This window comes from Stappia stellulata (assembly GCF_020176715.1).
In the GTDB taxonomy this organism is placed as follows: Bacteria; Pseudomonadota; Alphaproteobacteria; order Rhizobiales; family Stappiaceae; genus Stappia.
The window spans coordinates 53287-70256 of the sequence record NZ_JAIVMF010000012.1; the positions used below are offsets into that span (position 1 = coordinate 53287).

15 protein-coding genes are annotated in these 16970 nt (G+C 66.4%); 10 read left to right on the forward strand and 5 right to left on the reverse strand.

The genetic code is table 11. The annotated features are described in order from the left end of the window. Positions 1 to 2: 2 nt before the first annotated feature. Positions 3 to 1238, forward strand: coding sequence for a phenylacetate--CoA ligase family protein (locus LC092_RS14495; RefSeq protein WP_224807716.1), 1236 nt, complete (start codon positions 3 to 5; stop codon positions 1236 to 1238). A gap of 133 nt (positions 1239 to 1371) precedes the next feature. Further along, positions 1372 to 1821, forward strand: coding sequence for a response regulator (locus tag LC092_RS14500; RefSeq protein ID WP_224807717.1), 450 nt, complete (start codon positions 1372 to 1374; stop codon positions 1819 to 1821). A 184-nt stretch (positions 1822 to 2005) separates the two neighbouring features. On the opposite strand, the gene LC092_RS14505 is transcribed toward LC092_RS14500, so the two are convergent. Then, positions 2006 to 2542, reverse strand: coding sequence for a response regulator (locus LC092_RS14505; RefSeq protein ID WP_224807719.1), 537 nt, complete (start codon positions 2540 to 2542; stop codon positions 2006 to 2008). 310 nt (positions 2543 to 2852) lie between these two features. On the opposite strand from LC092_RS14505, the gene hemH reads away from it, so the two are divergent. The 3 genes from hemH to LC092_RS14520 all read left to right on the forward strand — a co-directional run bounded on the left by hemH (position 2853) and on the right by LC092_RS14520 (position 5522). Then, a complete protein-coding gene (hemH, locus tag LC092_RS14510) occupies positions 2853 to 3884 on the forward strand; it encodes a ferrochelatase (RefSeq protein WP_224807885.1) in 1032 nt (343 codons plus the stop codon). A gap of 169 nt (positions 3885 to 4053) precedes the next feature. Further along, positions 4054 to 5055, forward strand: coding sequence for an SPFH domain-containing protein (locus LC092_RS14515; protein ID WP_224807720.1), 1002 nt, complete (start codon positions 4054 to 4056; stop codon positions 5053 to 5055). 2 nt (positions 5056 to 5057) lie between these two features. Further along, positions 5058 to 5522: an NfeD family protein gene (locus tag LC092_RS14520; RefSeq protein ID WP_224807886.1), complete on the forward strand. Its 465-nt coding sequence runs from the start codon at positions 5058 to 5060 to the stop codon at positions 5520 to 5522. A 19-nt stretch (positions 5523 to 5541) separates the two neighbouring features. Here the strand turns inward: LC092_RS14520 and LC092_RS14525 are convergent, their stop codons facing one another. The 3 genes from LC092_RS14525 to LC092_RS14535 all read right to left on the reverse strand — a co-directional run bounded on the left by LC092_RS14525 (position 5542) and on the right by LC092_RS14535 (position 8426). Next, a complete protein-coding gene (locus LC092_RS14525; protein ID WP_224807722.1) occupies positions 5542 to 6396 on the reverse strand; it encodes a flagellar motor protein MotB in 855 nt (284 codons plus the stop codon). An 87-nt stretch (positions 6397 to 6483) separates the two neighbouring features. Next, positions 6484 to 7251 carry a motility protein A gene (locus LC092_RS14530; RefSeq protein WP_224807723.1) on the reverse strand — a complete coding sequence of 256 codons (768 nt, stop codon included), beginning with the start codon at positions 7249 to 7251 and terminating at the stop codon, positions 6484 to 6486. Between the two features lie 167 nt (positions 7252 to 7418). Beyond that, the gene (locus LC092_RS14535) at positions 7419 to 8426 is read right to left on the reverse strand and encodes a KpsF/GutQ family sugar-phosphate isomerase (protein ID WP_224807724.1); all 1008 of its coding nucleotides are present in this window, start codon (positions 8424 to 8426) and stop codon (positions 7419 to 7421) included. Positions 8427 to 8679: 253 nt separating this feature from the next. On the opposite strand from LC092_RS14535, the gene LC092_RS14540 reads away from it, so the two are divergent. From LC092_RS14540 to LC092_RS14560, 5 genes are all read left to right on the forward strand, one after another. Then, positions 8680 to 10158, forward strand: a complete 1479-nt coding sequence (locus LC092_RS14540; protein ID WP_224807725.1) for an outer membrane beta-barrel protein — start codon at positions 8680 to 8682, stop codon at positions 10156 to 10158. Positions 10159 to 10353: 195 nt separating this feature from the next. Next, entirely contained in the window at positions 10354 to 11517 is a 1164-nt protein-coding gene (locus tag LC092_RS14545; protein ID WP_318245928.1) for a lytic murein transglycosylase, read from the forward strand. Between the two features lie 105 nt (positions 11518 to 11622). Beyond that, positions 11623 to 12777 (forward strand): DUF459 domain-containing protein, encoded by a 1155-nt coding sequence (locus LC092_RS14550; RefSeq protein ID WP_224807727.1) that lies wholly within the window; start codon positions 11623 to 11625, stop codon positions 12775 to 12777. A gap of 133 nt (positions 12778 to 12910) precedes the next feature. Next, the gene (locus LC092_RS14555; RefSeq protein WP_224807728.1) at positions 12911 to 14272 is read left to right on the forward strand and encodes a methyl-accepting chemotaxis protein; all 1362 of its coding nucleotides are present in this window, start codon (positions 12911 to 12913) and stop codon (positions 14270 to 14272) included. Between the two features lie 145 nt (positions 14273 to 14417). Beyond that, complete coding sequence (locus LC092_RS14560) at positions 14418 to 15413, forward strand: alpha/beta hydrolase family protein (RefSeq protein ID WP_224807730.1); 996 nt, start codon at positions 14418 to 14420, stop codon at positions 15411 to 15413. Between the two features lie 115 nt (positions 15414 to 15528). On the opposite strand, the gene LC092_RS14565 is transcribed toward LC092_RS14560, so the two are convergent. Continuing rightward, on the reverse strand, positions 15529 to 16959 hold the full coding sequence (locus tag LC092_RS14565; RefSeq protein WP_224807731.1) for a glutamate synthase subunit beta: 1431 nt from the start codon (positions 16957 to 16959) through the stop codon (positions 15529 to 15531). Between the last annotated feature and the right edge of the window lie 11 nt (positions 16960 to 16970).

The window sequence follows — 16970 nt, forward strand, 5'->3', positions numbered from 1 at the left end:
CGATGAGCGAACACCATTTCGACCGCCTGGAAGGACAGGACCCGGACCGGCGCGAGGCGGATCTCTTTGCTCGGCTGCCGGGGCAGATCTCGCATGCGATGACCAACGCACCCGGCTGGGCCGCACATCTTTCCGGCGTCGATCCGCAGACGGTGCGCGACCGGGCGGCGCTTGCAAGCCTGCCGGTCCTGCGCAAGCCCGAGCTGATGGCGGCCCAGCAAAAGGCCCCGCCCTTCGGCGGTTTCGCCGCAGGCGACGCCTCGAGCTTCGCGCGGATCTTCATGTCGCCCGGCCCGATCTGGGAGCCGCAGGGCGAGGGCGACGACCCCTGGAGCGCGGCGCGGGCCTTTCATGCCGCCGGCTTCCGCGCCGGCGACATCGTCCACAATGCCCTTGCCTACCAGATGACGCCGGGCGGTTTCATCCTCGATCACGGCGCGCGCGCGCTCGGCTGCGCGGTCTATCCGGCCGGGGTCGGCAACACCGAGGCGCAGGTGGACGCGATCACGGCGCTGCGCCCGGCCGGATACGCCGGCACGCCGGACTATCTCAAGGTTCTGCTCGACAAGGCGGCGGAGCTTGGCCGCGATGTCTCGTCGCTGACCAAGGCGCTGGTGTCCGGCGGCGCGCTGTTTCCAAGCCTGCGCGCGGAGTACGAGAGCCGCGGCGTCACGGTGCTTCAGGCCTATGCCACCGCCGATCTCGGCGTGATCGCCTATGAAACGATCCCGGACGACGGGCTGATCGTCAACGAGAACATGATCGTCGAGATCGTGCGCCCGGGCACCGGAACGCCGGTGGCCGATGGCGAGGTCGGCGAACTGGTCGTCACCACCTTCAAGCAGAGCTATCCGCTGATTCGCTTTGGAACCGGGGATCTCTCGGCGCTGCTGCCGGGCCGCTCCGCCTGCGGGCGCACCAACATGCGCCTGAAGGGCTGGATGGGCCGGGCCGACCAGAGGACCAAGGTGAAGGGCATGTTCGTCGATCCCAAGCAGATCGCCGAGGTGCTGGCGCGCCATCCCGAGGTCGCGCGGGCCCGCCTCGTGGTCGAGCGCAACGGCGAGCAGGACGCGATGCGGTTGCTGTTCGAGGCGGAGGGCGCGGAAATCGCCGATGCGCTGGCCGCCAGCCTGCGGGATGTTACGAAGCTCGGAGGCCAGGTCGAGCGGGTGAAGATGGGCAGTTTGCCCAATGACGGGAAGGTGATTTCCGACGAGAGAAACTACGAATCCTGACAATAGTGTTAGCGATTCGTTAGGAATGTTGGGGTGTAGGGCCTAAGATATTCTCGTTTCTGTTGCACAATCGATCCCGATTGTGCCTATTCAGCCTGAGTGTCAGGCACAGCAAACGAGGGCAAGCGCGGCAATGCAGGACGCGAACAAGGGGGATCACGGCGCCAGCATCCTGCTCGTTGAGGATGATCCCGATGATATCCGCATCATCCTGAAATCGCTCGAAACCTCGCCCGTTCCGGTTCGCATCACCACGGTCGAAAACGGGGTCGACGCGCTTGCGGAACTCGACCGGCTGGCGGCAGCCGGCCAGTCCGCTCCCGACTTGATTCTGCTCGATCTGAATTTGCCGGTGATGGGCGGAACCGAGTTTCTGGCGCGGCTGCGCGCGCATGCATTTTTCAGCGCCGTCCCCGTGTGCGTCTTCACCACCGCCGACGATCCGGTGACGATCCGCTCCGCCTATGCGGCGGGTGCCAATGCGGTTGTGACCAAGGCCGACAGCCTCGCGGGCATGAGCGAGGTGCTGCACACGATCGTGGAGTTCTGGTTCAAGGTGGCGGAGCGCTTTCCGGCGGACTGACGCGCAAATCGCTCCCTGGTGCGCTGCCCGTCTCCATGCCCGGCGCCTTTCGAATACCCTTCAGCGTCGCAAAGCGTGGCAAGCCTGTCATGATTTCAAGCCTGTGCCCGCGTTCGATCCCCGCTCCCAAGGCGGTGCATCGACGGGCCGGTTTTCAAGGTCACCCAACCGGACCCAATGCCGGCTAGAGATAGAATATCTCGCTGTCCTCCGGCGGGACCTGCCGGGGGTCCGGCTGCGGCGTTGGATCGGGCGAGGCCGGGGTGTCGTCTTGCGCGGCGTCCTGCGGGGGCTTTTCGGCCACCGGCGCGTCCAGGTCGCCAAGGGCTGCCAGGAGGTGGGAGCGCAGCACCGTCTGGGAGAACGGCTTGACCAGCACGGAACTGGCATTGAGGTTTGCCGCGCGCTCGAGCAGTTCCAGGTCGACACGGGTGCTGGTGATGATCACCGGCGTCATGGCGGTCTTCGGATTGTCGGCGCGTCTCAACCTGGCCAGCATGCGCGCGTTTTCGAGCTCGGGCTGACTCCAGTCGAGCAGGATCGCGTCGACCGGATGGGTTTTCAGCATCTGTTCCGCGGCGGTGGCATTTGCCGCCTCGATGACGTCGTCGATCCCGAGTTCCTTCAGCAGGCTTTTGATCAACCGCCGGGTGAAGGCACTGCGTTCCACCAGCATGACCGCATTGCGCCGACCGGATCCGGAGTTGGACGTGAATCGCATGCCTGTCCGTTTTCTGCGCCATTGGCGGGATTGGAGTGTTGATACACTGTCATATTTCACTATCTCCCTGAAGGCTGCGTTAATTCCGCTCCTGCCCCGGGCGGTAATGCCCGCAAATCGCGTGCGGCAGCATGTCGCGAAAGGGGCAAAACCTTTGTGCATTTGTGCGCGTACAAGGGCTAGTGTGTGGATAATCGCCGCCTTGCGCCTTAGTTAGGCGGCGGTAGAGCAAGAGGATGCGACCGGGAGCCCCATGGACAGCATGACCGCAATCGACCAGGAAACCGACAACGAAGACCGCGCACGCCAAATGCGGCAGATCCGGCTGCCCTCGGACCATCCGAAGGTGAAGGCGGGAAAGATCGGCGTCCTGCTGGTCAATCTCGGCACGCCGGACGGCACGGATTTTCGTTCGATGCGGCGTTATTTGCGCGAATTCCTGTCCGACAAGCGGGTGATCGAGTGGCCGCGCGCGCTCTGGTACCCGATCCTCTACGGCATTGTCCTCAACACCCGTCCGACCAAATCCGGCAAGGCCTATGACGAGATCTGGAATCGGGAGCTGGACGAATCCCCGCTGCGCACGATCACTCGGTCGCAGGCCGACAAGCTCGCCGCTGACATGACCGACCCGGACGGGCGCATCGTCGTCGATTGGGCGATGCGCTACGGCAATCCCTCGATCCCGTCGCGGCTCGAGCATTTGCGCGAGCAGGGCTGCGAGCGTCTGCTGGTCTTCCCGCTCTACCCGCAGTATTCGGCGTCCACCACCGCCACCGTGAACGACGTGGTGTTCAACGAGCTGACCAAGCTGCGCTGGCAGCCGGCGCTTCGGACCGTGCCGCCCTATCACGACGATCCGGCCTATATCGACGCGCTGGCCGTTTCCATCGAGCAGAGCCTTGCCTCGCTCGATTTCGAGCCGGAACTGGTGCTGGCCTCCTTCCACGGCATTCCCCAGTCCTATTTCAAGAAGGGCGACCCCTATCATTGCCACTGCCACAAGACGACGCGACTGGTGCGCGAGCGGCTGGGGTGGCCGGCAGACAAGCTCAAGATCACCTTCCAGTCCCGGTTCGGCCCGGAGGAATGGCTCCAGCCCTACACCGACAAGACGGTGGAGAGCCTCGCCAAATCGGGGGTGAAGAAGCTCGCGATCATCAATCCGGGGTTCGTGGCGGACTGCCTGGAGACGCTTGAGGAAATCGCCGGCGAGGCCGGGGAGATCTTCGAGGAGCACGGCGGCGAGCATTTCGCCCATATCCCCTGCCTGAACGACAGCGCGGAAGGGATGTCGGTCCTGAAGACCATCGTCGAGCGCGAGCTGTCCGGCTGGATCTGAGCCGACCCGCGCTCAATCGACGGTGGATGATCCGCCGTCGTGTCTTCCCGAACTTGCACATTGGCGCGGAGTGCGTACATCTGGGCGTGCAATCCGGCGGCAGCCCTGCCGCCGGACGGCCGCGCGGTCTCCTTCCGCGTCGGCTGCATTTGCCGGGAAGGACAATTTCATGATCGATGGTATCGCCGGCTTCGACATTCTCGTCGTGGTCTTGTTCGTGCTTGCCGTCCTGGTGGTCTTTGCCGGCGTCAAGACGGTGCCGCAGGGCTTCAATTTCACGGTGGAGCGCTTCGGGCGCTACAGCAAGACGCTGACGCCGGGGCTGAATTTCATCGTGCCCTTCGTCGATCGCATCGGCCACCGGATCAACATGATGGAGCAGGTGCTCGACGTGCCCTCGCAAGAGGTGATCACGCGCGACAATGCGACCGTCACGGCCGATGGCGTGACCTTCTACCAGGTGCTCGACGCGGCCCGGGCGGCCTATGAGGTGTCGGGGCTGGAAAACGCGATCCTGAACCTGACGATGACCAACATCCGCTCGGTCATGGGCTCGATGGATCTCGATGAACTTCTGTCCAATCGCGACGAGATCAACGGCCGCCTGCTTCGGGTGGTCGATGCCGCGGCCGCGCCCTGGGGCATCAAGATGACCCGCATCGAGATCAAGGACATCAACCCGCCGCGCGACCTGGTCGACGCCATGGGCCGGCAGATGAAAGCGGAGCGCGAGAAGCGCGCCTCCATTCTGGAAGCCGAAGGCAAGCGGCAGTCGGAAATCCTGCAGGCGGAAGGCGAGAAGCAGTCGCTGATCCTGGAAGCCGAGGGCCGGCGCGAGGCGGCTTTCCGCGACGCGGAGGCGCGCGAGCGCTCCGCCGAGGCGGAAGCGGCGGCGACACGCATGGTCAGCGAGGCGATCGGCGCCGGCGATCTTCAGGCGATCAACTACTTCGTCGCCAACAAATATGTCGAGGCGCTTGGAAAATTCGCGAACTCGCCGAACCAGAAGCTGCTGATCCTGCCCACCGAGACCACGTCGGTGCTGGGCTCGCTCGCCGGCATTGCGGAAATCGCCAAGGAAGCCTTCGGTGACGAAAACCGGGCCCGTCCGCGCGGTGCCGCCGGACGCGTGCCAAGCGCCGGTGTGCGGCCCGACGAGAGCGGCACATGAGCATCATCGAGCGGATCATCTTCGAGCTCGGCCCCTGGTCCTGGTGGATCGGGGGGCTCTTGCTGCTCGGGCTTGAGGTGGTGGCGCCTGGAACCTTTTTCCTCTGGTTCGGCCTGTCCGCGCTGATTGTCGGGACGCTGGCGCTGTTCCTGGACATTTCCTGGCAAGTCGAGCTCGTCCTGTTCGGTGTCCTGTCGCTCGCCAGTCTGCTGGTGGGCCGGGCGTTCATGCGCCGGAGCGGGGATGCGGAAGGCGATCCGGGCCTCAACCGCCGCGGCAGCCGGCTGGTGGGCCGCGAGTTCGTGCTGGAGCAGCCGATTTCGCAAGGCGACGGCCGGGTCCGGATCGACGACACGATCTGGCGCGTGACCGGGGACGACATGCCCGCAGGCACGCGGATCCGCGTGGAACGGCTCGACGGACCTCTGCTGGTCGTTGTTGCGGTTCAGCCCAGGGACACCGCCTGATCCGGCGCGGCCGTCACCCTCAGGGATTGTGACCGAGCGGGATCGGCGGCTCTTCGCGCATCAGCAGAATGCCGATCCGGCGGTTGGCCGCCAGATAGGGGTCGTTGGGAAACAGCGGCTCTGTGTCGGCCTTGCCGACGACGCTGTAGAAGCGATCGGTGGGAATGCCGTATTCCGACAGGATCTGGCGCGCGGCATTGGCACGGTCGGCCGACAGCTCCCAGGCCGTATAACCGGGATTTATCGCTGCGCCGCCAGCCGTGGTGTGCCCGGTGATCTCGATCCGGTTCGGCATGCGGGCGACCACCGGCGCCATGGCGGACAGAAGCCGCCGGGTGATCTCATAGGGATATTTCGACCCTTCCGGGAACATCGAGCGGCCGTCCTGGTCCACCAGGGTGATGTTCAACCCTTCCTCGGTCTCCTCCAGGATGATGTTGGAGGAGATTTCCGTGATGTCGGGCATTTCCTGCCAGGCCTGGCGCAGGGAGGCGGCGGCGGTGGCGAACTGGCGCGGACGCTCGATCTCCGCCTCGCGCACGTCGTGGGTGTTCGCCTCGGGTCCCTGTTTGCGGCGCTTTTCGTGGCGCTGCTCGGCAAAGTCGGAATCGAGCTCCTCCGGAACCTGCGTGATGTCCTTCATGTAGTCGCGGATCGGAATGCCCTCGACCTCGATGATGCCGGTGCGCCGCGACGTCTCCTTGATGCCGAAGGCCTCGCGCATGGAGCCGGCGACGACCTGAAGCTTCTGCTTGTCCTGGATGGAAAAGGAGATGATAAGCACGAAGAAGCAGACGAGCAGGGACATGAGGTCGGCGAAGGTCACGAGCCATTCCGGAGCGCCGCCGCCACCAGCAGGTTTCTTCCGAGCCATCGTCTTGTCTCCCGTGTCGCGGGCGCGCCGTCAGCTTTCGGGCCGCGGCATCGCCATCGCGCGTGTGTCGATACGCCGGTTTGCCGCCTAGGCCGCCTCGACCAGCTCGGCGCGCTGCTTTTCGGGCAGATAGGCGATCAGCATGTCGCGGATCAGCGCCGGGCTCTTGTTCTCGCGGATCTGCATGACGCCGTCGATGACCAGCGTCTGGTTGACTTCCTCGACGTCGAACTTGGAATCCAGCTTGTCCACGATCGGCAGGCAGACGACGTTGGAGATCAGCGCGCCGTAGAGCGTCGTCAAAAGCGCGATCGCCATCGAGGGGCCGATGGTGGAGGGGTCGTCCATGGTCGCCAGCATCTGCACCAGGCCGACAAGCGTGCCGATCATGCCGAAGGCCGGGGCGGAATCGCCGAGCGCCTTGAACACCTTCTTGCCCGCCTGCAGCCGGTCCAGATAGAGGTCGCGCTCCCGCTCCATGCTGTCCTTGATGAAATCGGCCTCATAGCCGTCGGCTATATATTGCACGCCCTTGGCAAGGGCCGGATCGCTGACCTCGACGTTCTCCAGGCCGAGCGGGCCCGACTTGCGAACGGTGTCGGCCAGGGTGGTGATTTCCTCGATCAGGTCGCGCGGGTTGACCTTCTTGTGGGTAAAGGCGGCCTTGCTGCCGACCACGAAGGCGCTGGTGATGCCGGAAAGCGGAAAGCGCACCAGCGTTGCCGCGAAGCCTCCGCCCATCACGATCAGCATCGACGGGACGTCGATGAACTGCGTGATGTTGCCGCCAAGCAGAATGGCGATAACCACGACGGTGAAGGCGGCGACAATGCCGATGATTGAACTGAGATCCATGATCCTACCACGCTCCGGAAACCATTCCGATCGACTGGAAGCAGGGCAGATCATAGGCTCGTCAGGGCTAATCAATCCCTAAGCGGATGAAAAGCAAACGATGAGAATGCCGAAAAAAAGATCAAGGTAAACAGAGTATAAAGCACCTCAACCTGAAGGCGGTCCGGTCAGGCGACGCCATGGCGCAACAAATCGTGCAGGTGAATGATGCCGACCGGACGCTCGTCCTGGACGACGAATACGGCGGTGATCGAGGTGCGATTGATGAACTCCATCGCGGAGGCGACCAGCAGGTCGGTCCCGATCGTCTTGGGGCCCCGGGTCATGACGTCGCCGGCGGTCTTTTCGAGGAAATCGCTGCTCAGATGGCGGCGCAGGTCGCCGTCGGTGATGATGCCGATCAGCTTTCCGTCCGCATCGACGATGCCGAGCACGCCGAAGCCCTTCTGGGTGATCAGCACGATGGCGTCGCGCATCGAGGTCTCGGCCGTCGTCAGGGGAAGCTTGTCGCCGGAATGCATGATGTCGCGCGCATGCAGCAGCGTCGCGCCGAGCCGGCCGCCGGGATGGTAGATCTTGAAATCCTGGGCGGTGAAGCCGCGCGCCTCGAGCAGGGCAATGGCCAGCGCGTCGCCGGTCGCCATCTGCAGCAGGGTGGAGCTGGTCGGGGCCAGGCCGTGCGGGCAGGCCTCCTCGACCTTGGGAAGGGAAAGCACGATGTCGGCGGCGGAGCCGAGCGCGCTGTCGATGCGCGAGGTCATCGCGACGAGCGGCACCTTGAAGCGCCGGGTATAGGCGATGGTGGCGGCCAGTTCCTGGGTCTCGCCCGACCAGGAGATCGCCAGCACCACGTCCTGGTCCGTGATCATGCCGAGATCGCCGTGGCTTGCCTCGGTTGCGTGAACGAAGGAGGCCGGCGTTCCGGTCGAGGCGAAGGTCGCGGCGATCTTGGCGCCGACGTGACCGCTCTTGCCGACGCCGGTGACGATGACGCGGCCGGTCGCCTTGACAATGGTCTCGACGGCGCGCGCGAAGGGGTCCGCCAGACCGTTGGCCAAGGCCTCGCGCAGGATGCCAAGGCCGGCCAGTTCCGTATCGATCGTGCGCAGCGACGAGGACCGGGCCGAACCCGGGTCGTGCGGGCGCGAAGGGGACTGAAGCTTGGCTGCCGTCATGGTCTCTCAATCCAGTGATTTCCTGCCGCCGGTCTTACCCGCCGCGCGCTCTTCCGGCAAGCGTCGGCATGCGGACAGGCGATCCGGCGGGCCGCGCGACCTGCGGGGGCGCGTTGCGCGGTCATTTCCCGTCTCTCGCACGGACGGTCTGCCGGACCCTCGCGCGCGTCGGCAACGCTTGGTTAACCTTAACAGATCATGATCATGGCCAAAGTGGGCCGTGGTCGCCCGCCGTTCCCGAATGGTCCCGTTTATGAACCGGTTTGTCGCGCCCGTCCTTGTTGCCGTCCTTCTTGCCGCACCCGCGCAAACGGTGCGCGCGCAGGATGCGCCGTTGCGCGGCAGCCTGGGCGGGGCGGCGCCGCAGGGAACCGTCTTCGCCCAGGACGATCTCGGGGGCGACGGGACCGAGGACGATACGGGCGGGGCTGACGATCCCGGCGCCCGTGCGCCGGCGCTCGATACCGATGCCGGCGAGGTGGCCGAGCCGCTGGCCGAGGCCGGCCGGATCCGCGCCGTGCAGCCGTTTTCCGAGCGCTTGCGGGCCGTGTCGCGGCGCGGCGCGACCGGAGGCGGCGGGTCGCTGATCAATGACGTCTACGACGGCGACACGCAGCGCGATGCGCCGCGCGGCATCCGCGTCGGCTCTTTCCTGCTCTACCCGGAGCTTTTCACCGGGCTTGGCTGGACCGACAACCGCTCCGGCGACACCTCGGGAACATCGGGGCTGCTCTACCGGATCGCGCCGACGCTGCGGGCGCAGTCGGACTGGTCGCGGCACAGCCTCGGCGTGAATTTTCGCGGCAGTTTCACCGCCTACCCCGACAGCACGGTCGAGGCGGATCCGAGCGCGACGCTCGATGCGCTGCTGCGGCTGGACGTCAGCGACCGCACCGAGGTGGATGTATCGGCGCGCTACGGATTGTCGCTGGAAGACAGCGGCAGCGCCGAGGCCACCGGCGGCGGGCGCGACATTCACGAACTGGGCGGCGGGCTTGCGCTGCGCCGGTCGGTCGGGCTGATCGGCGCCGAACTGCGCGGCCAGGTCGATTCCACCGTCTATTCCGGCGGCAACTCCACCGCCGCCAACCGGGAGCGCGACAACGCGCTGTTTTCCGCAACGCTCAGGCTCGACAGCAATACGGGCGCCGGGCTCCAGCCCTTCGTGGAGGGCAGTCTGTTCACCCGCCGCTACTTCGAGCGCTGCACGGATCTGACCCTTTGCGCGGATCGCGATTCCAAGGGATATGCCCTGCGTGCCGGCATCGCCTTCGACGCCGGCGGCAAGATCACCGGCGACATCGGTGCCGGCTGGCGCAGCGAAACGCTCGACGATACCCGTCTGGCGCGGCTGGAGGGACTGACGGTGGACGGATCGCTGATCTGGTCGCCGACGCGCCTGACCACGGTCACCGCCACGCTTGCGACCAACCTCGCGCCGTCGACCATTTCCGGCACGCCCGGATCGCTGCTTTACTCGGGCGACCTGCGGCTCGCGCACGGATTTTCCGATGCAGTGTCGGGCGAGATTGGCATCGGCCTGTCGCGGCGAGACTACGCCGGCATCCGCCTGATCGAGGACGAGGCGAGCGCCACCGCGGCGCTGACCTGGGCGCTGACCTCGAATGTCGCCGTGCAGGGGCGCTACACGTTCCGCCGCTTCAGTTCGACGACGCCGGGGGCCGGCTACAGCGAAAATGCAATCGAGGGCGGATTGCGGTTTCGCCATTGAGCGCCACTTATTCGAGTTACGGGGCGCTGGGGGGCGCGCGTGATCCTTTGCCGGACCAGAGCCGGGCGAAGATCTGAAACCACACCAGGAGTTTGGATGACTGTCTTGCGCATTTTCCGGAAAGCTGCCGCGGCGTTCAGCGGGTTGCCCCGGCGCTCGGCTGGCCGGCTGCCGCTGGCGGCGCTGACAGCCGCGGTGACATTTAGCGCCGGCGCACTCTCCCCGGCGGCGGCGGACACGGACTTCAACCGCTGGGTCGAGGGCTTCTGGCCCGTCGCACGCGACGCCGGCGTCGGGCGCGATACCTATCGGCGCGCCTTCCAGGGCGTGACGCCCGATCCCGACACGATCCGCCTGATGAACAAGCAGTCGGAATTCGTCAAGCCGATCTGGGAATATCTCGCCTCCGCGGTCTCCGACACGCGCGTCGAGAAGGGGCGCGAGATGCTCAGCGCTTATGCCCCCCAACTGGCGGCGATCGAGCAGCGCTACGGCGTCGATCGCGAGGCGGTCGTGGCGATCTGGGGCATGGAGACTAACTACGGCTCCTTCATGGGCGAGCATTATGTCGTGCGCGCGCTGGCAACGCTTGCCTATGCCGCGCCGCGCCGCAAGGACTTCTGGAACAGGGAGCTGGTCACCGCGCTGAAGATCCTGGATGCCGGACACGTCCAGCCCGACCGAATGGAAGGCTCCTGGGCCGGCGCCATGGGGCACACCCAGTTCATGCCCTCAAGCTGGAGCCAGTATTCCTCCGACTACGACGGCGACGGTCGCCGCGACATCTGGACGAACATTCCCGATGCGCTCGCGTCCACCGCCAATTATCTCAAGCGGCACGGCTGGCAGAGCGGCAAGACCTGGGGCTATGAGGTCGTGCTGCCGCGCGGTTTCGATTATGAGGCCGTCGACGAGGAAAAGACCATCGCGGCCTGGAGCCGGCTCGGCGTGAGCCGACCCAACGGCCGGAATTTCCCGCGCCCCTCCGACGATGCGGTCCTGATCCTGCCGGCGGGCGCGTCGGGTCCGGCCTTCCTGATGCTGCGCAATTTCTACGTAATCAAGCGCTACAACAACGCGACCGCCTATGCGCTCGCCGTCGGTCATCTCGCCGACCGGGTGAGAGGCGGCGGGCCGTTCGCCCAGGACTGGGACAAGAGGGCGCTGCCGCTCACCCGGTCGCAGGCGGAAGATCTGCAGACGTTGTTGAACCGGCGCGGCTTCAATGTCGGCGCGGCCGACGGTCGGGTCGGTCCGGCCACGCGGCGCGGCATTCGCGCCTATCAGCGCTCGGTCGGCCTGATCCCGGACGGATATGCCTCCGTCGCCCTGCTGGAGCGTATCAGCGCGGGCCGGTGAAACCGGTCCGTCGCTCCTGAATTCCGGTTTCCCCCGGGTGGCTTCCGGTCGCCCGGGGCGCGCACATGCTTGGACTGTCGCGCCGGAATTCGCTAAAGTCACGCCATGAAACGCGCAGGCCTTCCCGTGTTGTCCCTGATCGGCGTCCCCATGCGCCGCGCCGCGCTGTGCGCGGTTCTTCTGCTGTGCGCCGCAAGCCTTGTCGCCACCGGCGGGACACCGGCGCTTGCGCAAAGCAACGGGCCAATCGTCAAGCCGGGCGACACCCGCGGCACCGGGTTTCATCCCCTGTCGCCGCTGCTGCGCCTGTTCGGGGTCGACAACAACCGGCGCACGCGGCTGAGGGAGCAACGCCCGAAACAGCGCATCCAGCCGAGGCAGGAACCGGTGAAGCCGGTGATCGTCGAGGTGCCCAAGGATGCGGACGCCCGCGTCGTGCTCGTCGTCGGCGGCGATCTGGCCAAGGATCTCGGCGAGGGACTTGAGGCGACCTATTCGGAGGTCCCGTCTGTGCGGGTCGACACGCTGCTGTTCGCCGACGAGGGGCTGACGACGGAAATGGGCGGCGAGATCGCCGACCGGATGCAGGGCGTGGTGCAGGGGCGCAGGGTCGGCGCGATCGTCGTGCTGATCGGGTCGGCCGACACGCGCGACTTCACCCTGGCGGGCGGCGCCGAACTGCAATTCCGCACAGAAGCCTGGGCCGACGCCTATGGACGGCGCGTCGAAGCGCTGCTTGCCGCCGCGCGGCGCCAGCGCACGCCGCTTGTCTGGGTCGGCCTGCCGCCGCCCAAGGGGCGCGAGCGGCGCGCAAACTTCAGATATGTCACCACGCTGATCAAGGATCGCGTCGAGGCCGCAAACGCCATCTATGTCGACGTCTGGGACGTGTTCCTGGACGAGGAGGGCGGCTACACCTCCTTTGGACCGGATGTCGAGGGCCGCCGCCGGCGCCTGCGCGACAACGCCGGCGTGGGCTTCACCTGGCCGGGCAAGAGCAAGCTTGCCTTCTTTGCCGAAAAGGCGATTGCCCGGGTGCTCGGCTCCTCCGGCGCCTTCGCCTTCGAAGGGGTCGAGGACGATCCGAACTTCGTCGTGCTGACCGGGCGGATCGGGTCACCGGAAACGGAACTGGCGGGCGCGGAGGATGCACGCAATGCGCCGATCGCGGACACACCGCAGTATCGGCTGATCGTCCAGGGCGTCATGCTTCCGCCGGCCAGCGGCCGGGTCGACGACTTCCGCCTTTCCGCGCCCTGAGCCGCCCGGAACCGCAACGGACAGAGGCGCCCGGCCGGCCGGTTGAGCGGTGAGGTTGAAATCGACCGGCGGTTTTCTCTTTTTTCATCAATTCAACGAAGGATGTTCGCGGATCGAATACAAGGTCGGCGTCATGAGTTCTCCTCGTTCTTCTCTTCTCTCCCTGACCGTTCTGGGGCGTTTCATGCTCATGGTCGGCACCGCGGCAATGATCATGCTCGGCGGCACGGGGTTCGCGTTCTACACGTTCCGAACCTCCCTCACACAAGCGCTGGGGGACCCCGACAAGGCCTCGGCATTTCTCGGACCCGATGCGGCGGCGAGCCTGGACGGGTTGATTCTGGGCGAGATGCTGGAGATCGCGCTGATCTGTCTGCCGGTCGGGCTTGCGTTTCTCGGCATGGCCTATGTGCTGGCCATGGGCGTCAAAAGGCCGCTCAAGGCGTTGCAGAACGGACTGGACGGGCTGTCGCAGGGCGATTTCAAGATTGAGATCGCCGGCGCCGACCGCGGCGACGAGATCGGGTCGATCGCGCGTTCGGTGGCCGGCTTTCGCGAAAAACTCGCGGAAAAGGCGGTCGAGGATGCCCGCCAGGCGATGGCGCAGCAGGAAGACATGGCCCGCCAGCGCGCGGACACACTGCGGCAGGTCGCGCATGATTTCGAGACGTCGGTCGTCAGCGTGGTTCAGCGGCTGAGCACGGCGGCGCAGCGGGTCGGCGGATTGTCGAATGATCTGGACGGCGCGGTCGACCAGGCCGCCCAGGCCGTCGGCATCGCTTCCGATTCCTCGCAGCAGGCGTCGAGCTCCGTCGCAACCGCAGCCGAGGCCGCGGAGGAAATGACCCAGTCGATCCTCGCGATCGGCCGCGACATGGAAGAATCGGCCAAGATGGCGCAGGCGGCGGTCGACGAATCGCGGTCGACGGATGCCATCGTCGGACGGCTGGCGGAAAGCGGTCGTGCCATTGGCGAGGTGGTCGACCTGATCAAGCAGATCGCCGACCAGACCAACCTCCTGGCCCTCAATGCCACCATCGAGGCCGCACGGGCCGGCGAGATGGGGCGCGGCTTCGCCGTCGTCGCCAATGAGGTGAAGACGCTGGCCGGCCAGACCTCGCGGGCGACGGAAGACATCTCGCAGCAGGTCGAGGCGGTGCAGCAGGTCTCCGAGCAGGCGGTCGGCGCGATCCGCTCCATCGCGGAAACCGTCGAGCGGATCCACTCGATCTCCAATACCATCCTGAGCGCGGTGCAAAAGCAGATGGCGGCTACGGGCGAGATCACCCAGAGCGTCGATTTCGCCACGCAAAACACCGAAAGCGTCGCATCCAGCATGTCGGAATTGTCCCAGGCGAGCGAAAGCACCCGCTCGGCAACCGACCAGATTCGCGGCGCCACGACGGAGTTGGCGGATCTTTCGAGTGCCTTGCATCAGCAGGTCGGCGGCTTCCTCAAGAACATCAATGCGAGCGAGGAACGCAGCGCGGCCTGATCGCATCGTCTGATCGCATCGTCCTCCGGGGCGCCTGAGGGAGGCGCCCTCGTGGGGCTTGCGCGCGGGCCTGCGCGAGGATATTGCGGACCGGTCCCGGTGGCGGCCTCATTGCGGCTGCTCCGCCACGAAAAGGCTCCCGCCCGTGCGCCCTCTTGTCCTGATTCTCCTGTTTTTCCTTTCGGCCTGCCCGGTGCGCGCGATGGACGCGCCGGGCATGGCCGTCCTGCCGGTCGCGGATCCCAAGGGCGGGCGCGATCTCGCGCTGTCGCTGTGGTATCCGGCACGCGGCGGTTCGGCGCAGGTCGTCGGTGGAAACGCCGTTTTCCTTGGCCAAAAAGCCGCGCCCGATGCGGCCGCGGGCGAAGGGCCGTTTCCCCTTGTCCTGCTGTCGCATGGCGGCGTCCGCTCGAGCCCGGATTCGGGCGCCTGGCTCGCGGCGGCACTTGCCGGGTCCGGGCATATCGTGGTGGAGGTCAATGCGCCGCGTCCGACGAGCGCGCGGGCGGGCGGCGACGAGATCTGGCGCCGTCCGCAGGATCTTGCGCGTGCCCTTGCCGCCGTTCTCGGCGATCCGCAATGGGCGCGGCGCATCGACCGGACCCGGATATCGGCTGTCGGGTTTGCGCTTGGCGGCACGGCCGCTCTTGCCGTTGGCGGCTGGCGGTTCGACGTAGACGCCGTCCGGCGCTCGTGCGCGGACGGGGCCGGTACCGATTGTGCGTGGTTTGCCGCTGGCGGTGTTGCGCTTGAAACCCTCGACCCTGCGCCGCTGGAGCGGTCGTACCGGCTGCCCGAGGTCTCGGCCGTGGTGGCAATCGCGCCGGAGTATGCCGATGCGGTCTTGCGCGAGGGTGAGGGGAGCCCGGTCCCGTTGTTGACGATCGCGCTCGGGGCAAACGGCGAGGCGGAGGCGCGCCTTGCGCCGCTGGCCGGCCATGACGGCACCGCCCGTCTCGTCACGCTCGCCAAAGCCGGACCGTTCGATGCCTTCCCCGCGTGCACGCCGGCGGGCGCCAAGATCCTCTCAGAGGACGGCGGCGACCCGGCGCTGTGCGGGACATCCGCACAGGCGCGCGGCGACATTCATGCCGCCATTATCGAGCGGATCCGCGCCTTTCTCGCACAGGCGGCGAAGTGACCCGGACGGGCTGATCGGGGTCTTTCGCCGGGACTGGTCCCGGAGACAGCCGCGACAAAAGAAAAGGCCGCGCATCCCGGTGGGGTGCGCGGCCTTTTCGTGTCGTGCCGGCGGATCAGCGCGGCAGGTTGGTCGTGCCGGTCAGATGCAGGTCGATGGCGCGGGCGGCCTGGCGACCCTCGCGGATCGCCCAGACGACCAGCGACTGGCCGCGGCGGACGTCGCCGGCGGCGAAGACGCCGTCGACCGAGGTCTTGTAGGCGTCGGTGTCGGCCAGGACGTTGCCGCGCGCGTCACGGGCAATCTCGTCCTTCATCTCTTCCAGATAGGTGCCTTCGAGCGGACCGGCGAAGCCAATGGCCGCAAGCACCAGCTCGGCGCGCAGGATGAATTCGGTGCCGGGGATCGGCTGGCGCTTCTCGTCGACGCGGGCGCATTTCACGCCGGTGACATGTCCGTCCTCGCCGACGATCTCGAGCGTCGCGGCGGCGAATTCGCGCTCCGCGCCTTCCGCCTGGCTGGAGGAGGTGCGCATCTTCGTCGGCCAGTAGGGCCACACGGAGAGCTTGTCTTCCTTTTCCGGCGGACGCTGGCGGATGTCGAGCTGGGTGACCGACAGCGCGCCCTGGCGGAACGAGGTGCCGACGCAGTCCGACGCGGTGTCGCCGCCGCCGATCACGACGACATGCTTGCCGCCGGCCCAATAGGGCGCCTCGCCGGAGACGTCCTCGCCGCCGACGCGACGGTTCTGCTGCACCAGGAAGGGCATTGCATACATGCAGCCCTGCAGGTCCATGCCCGGAATGCCCGGATCGCGCGGGCGTTCCGCGCCGCAGGTCAGAAGCAGCGCGTCGTGACGGTGCTTGAGTTCGTCGACCGTGACCGTGACGCCGACATTGGCGCCGTAATGGAAGACGACGCCCTCGGCCTCCATCTGCTCGACGCGGCGGTCGATATAGTGCTTTTCCATCTTGAAGTCGGGAATGCCGTAGCGCATCAGGCCGCCGGCCTTGGGCTCGCGCTCATAGACATGCACGGTGTGGCCGGCGCGGGCGAGCTGCTGGGCCGCCGCCATGCCGGCCGGGCCGGAGCCGACGACCGCAACCGTCTTGCCGGTCCTGACGGCGGGCGGTTCCGGCTGGATCCAGCCTTCCGCATAGGCCTTGTCGGCAATCGCCTGTTCCACGGTCTTGATCGCGACCGGCACGTCCTCGAGGTTCAGCGTGCAGGCTTCCTCGCAAGGTGCCGGGCAGATGCGGCCCGTGAACTCCGGGAAGTTGTTGGTGGAGTGCAGGTTGCGCGCCGCCTCTTCCCAGTCGCCGTTATAGACGAGGTCGTTCCAGTCGGGGATCTGGTTGTTGACCGGACAGCCGACCGGACCGTGGCAATAGGGGATGCCGCAGTCCATGCAACGGGCCGCCTGGCGCTCGACTTCCTTGTCCTCCAGCGGGAGCGTGAACTCCTTGAAATGGCGGATGCGGTCCGACGCCGGCTGGTACTTCTGTTCCTGCCGATCGATTTCCAGAAAACCGGTGACTTTTCCCATGTTCTCCGTCT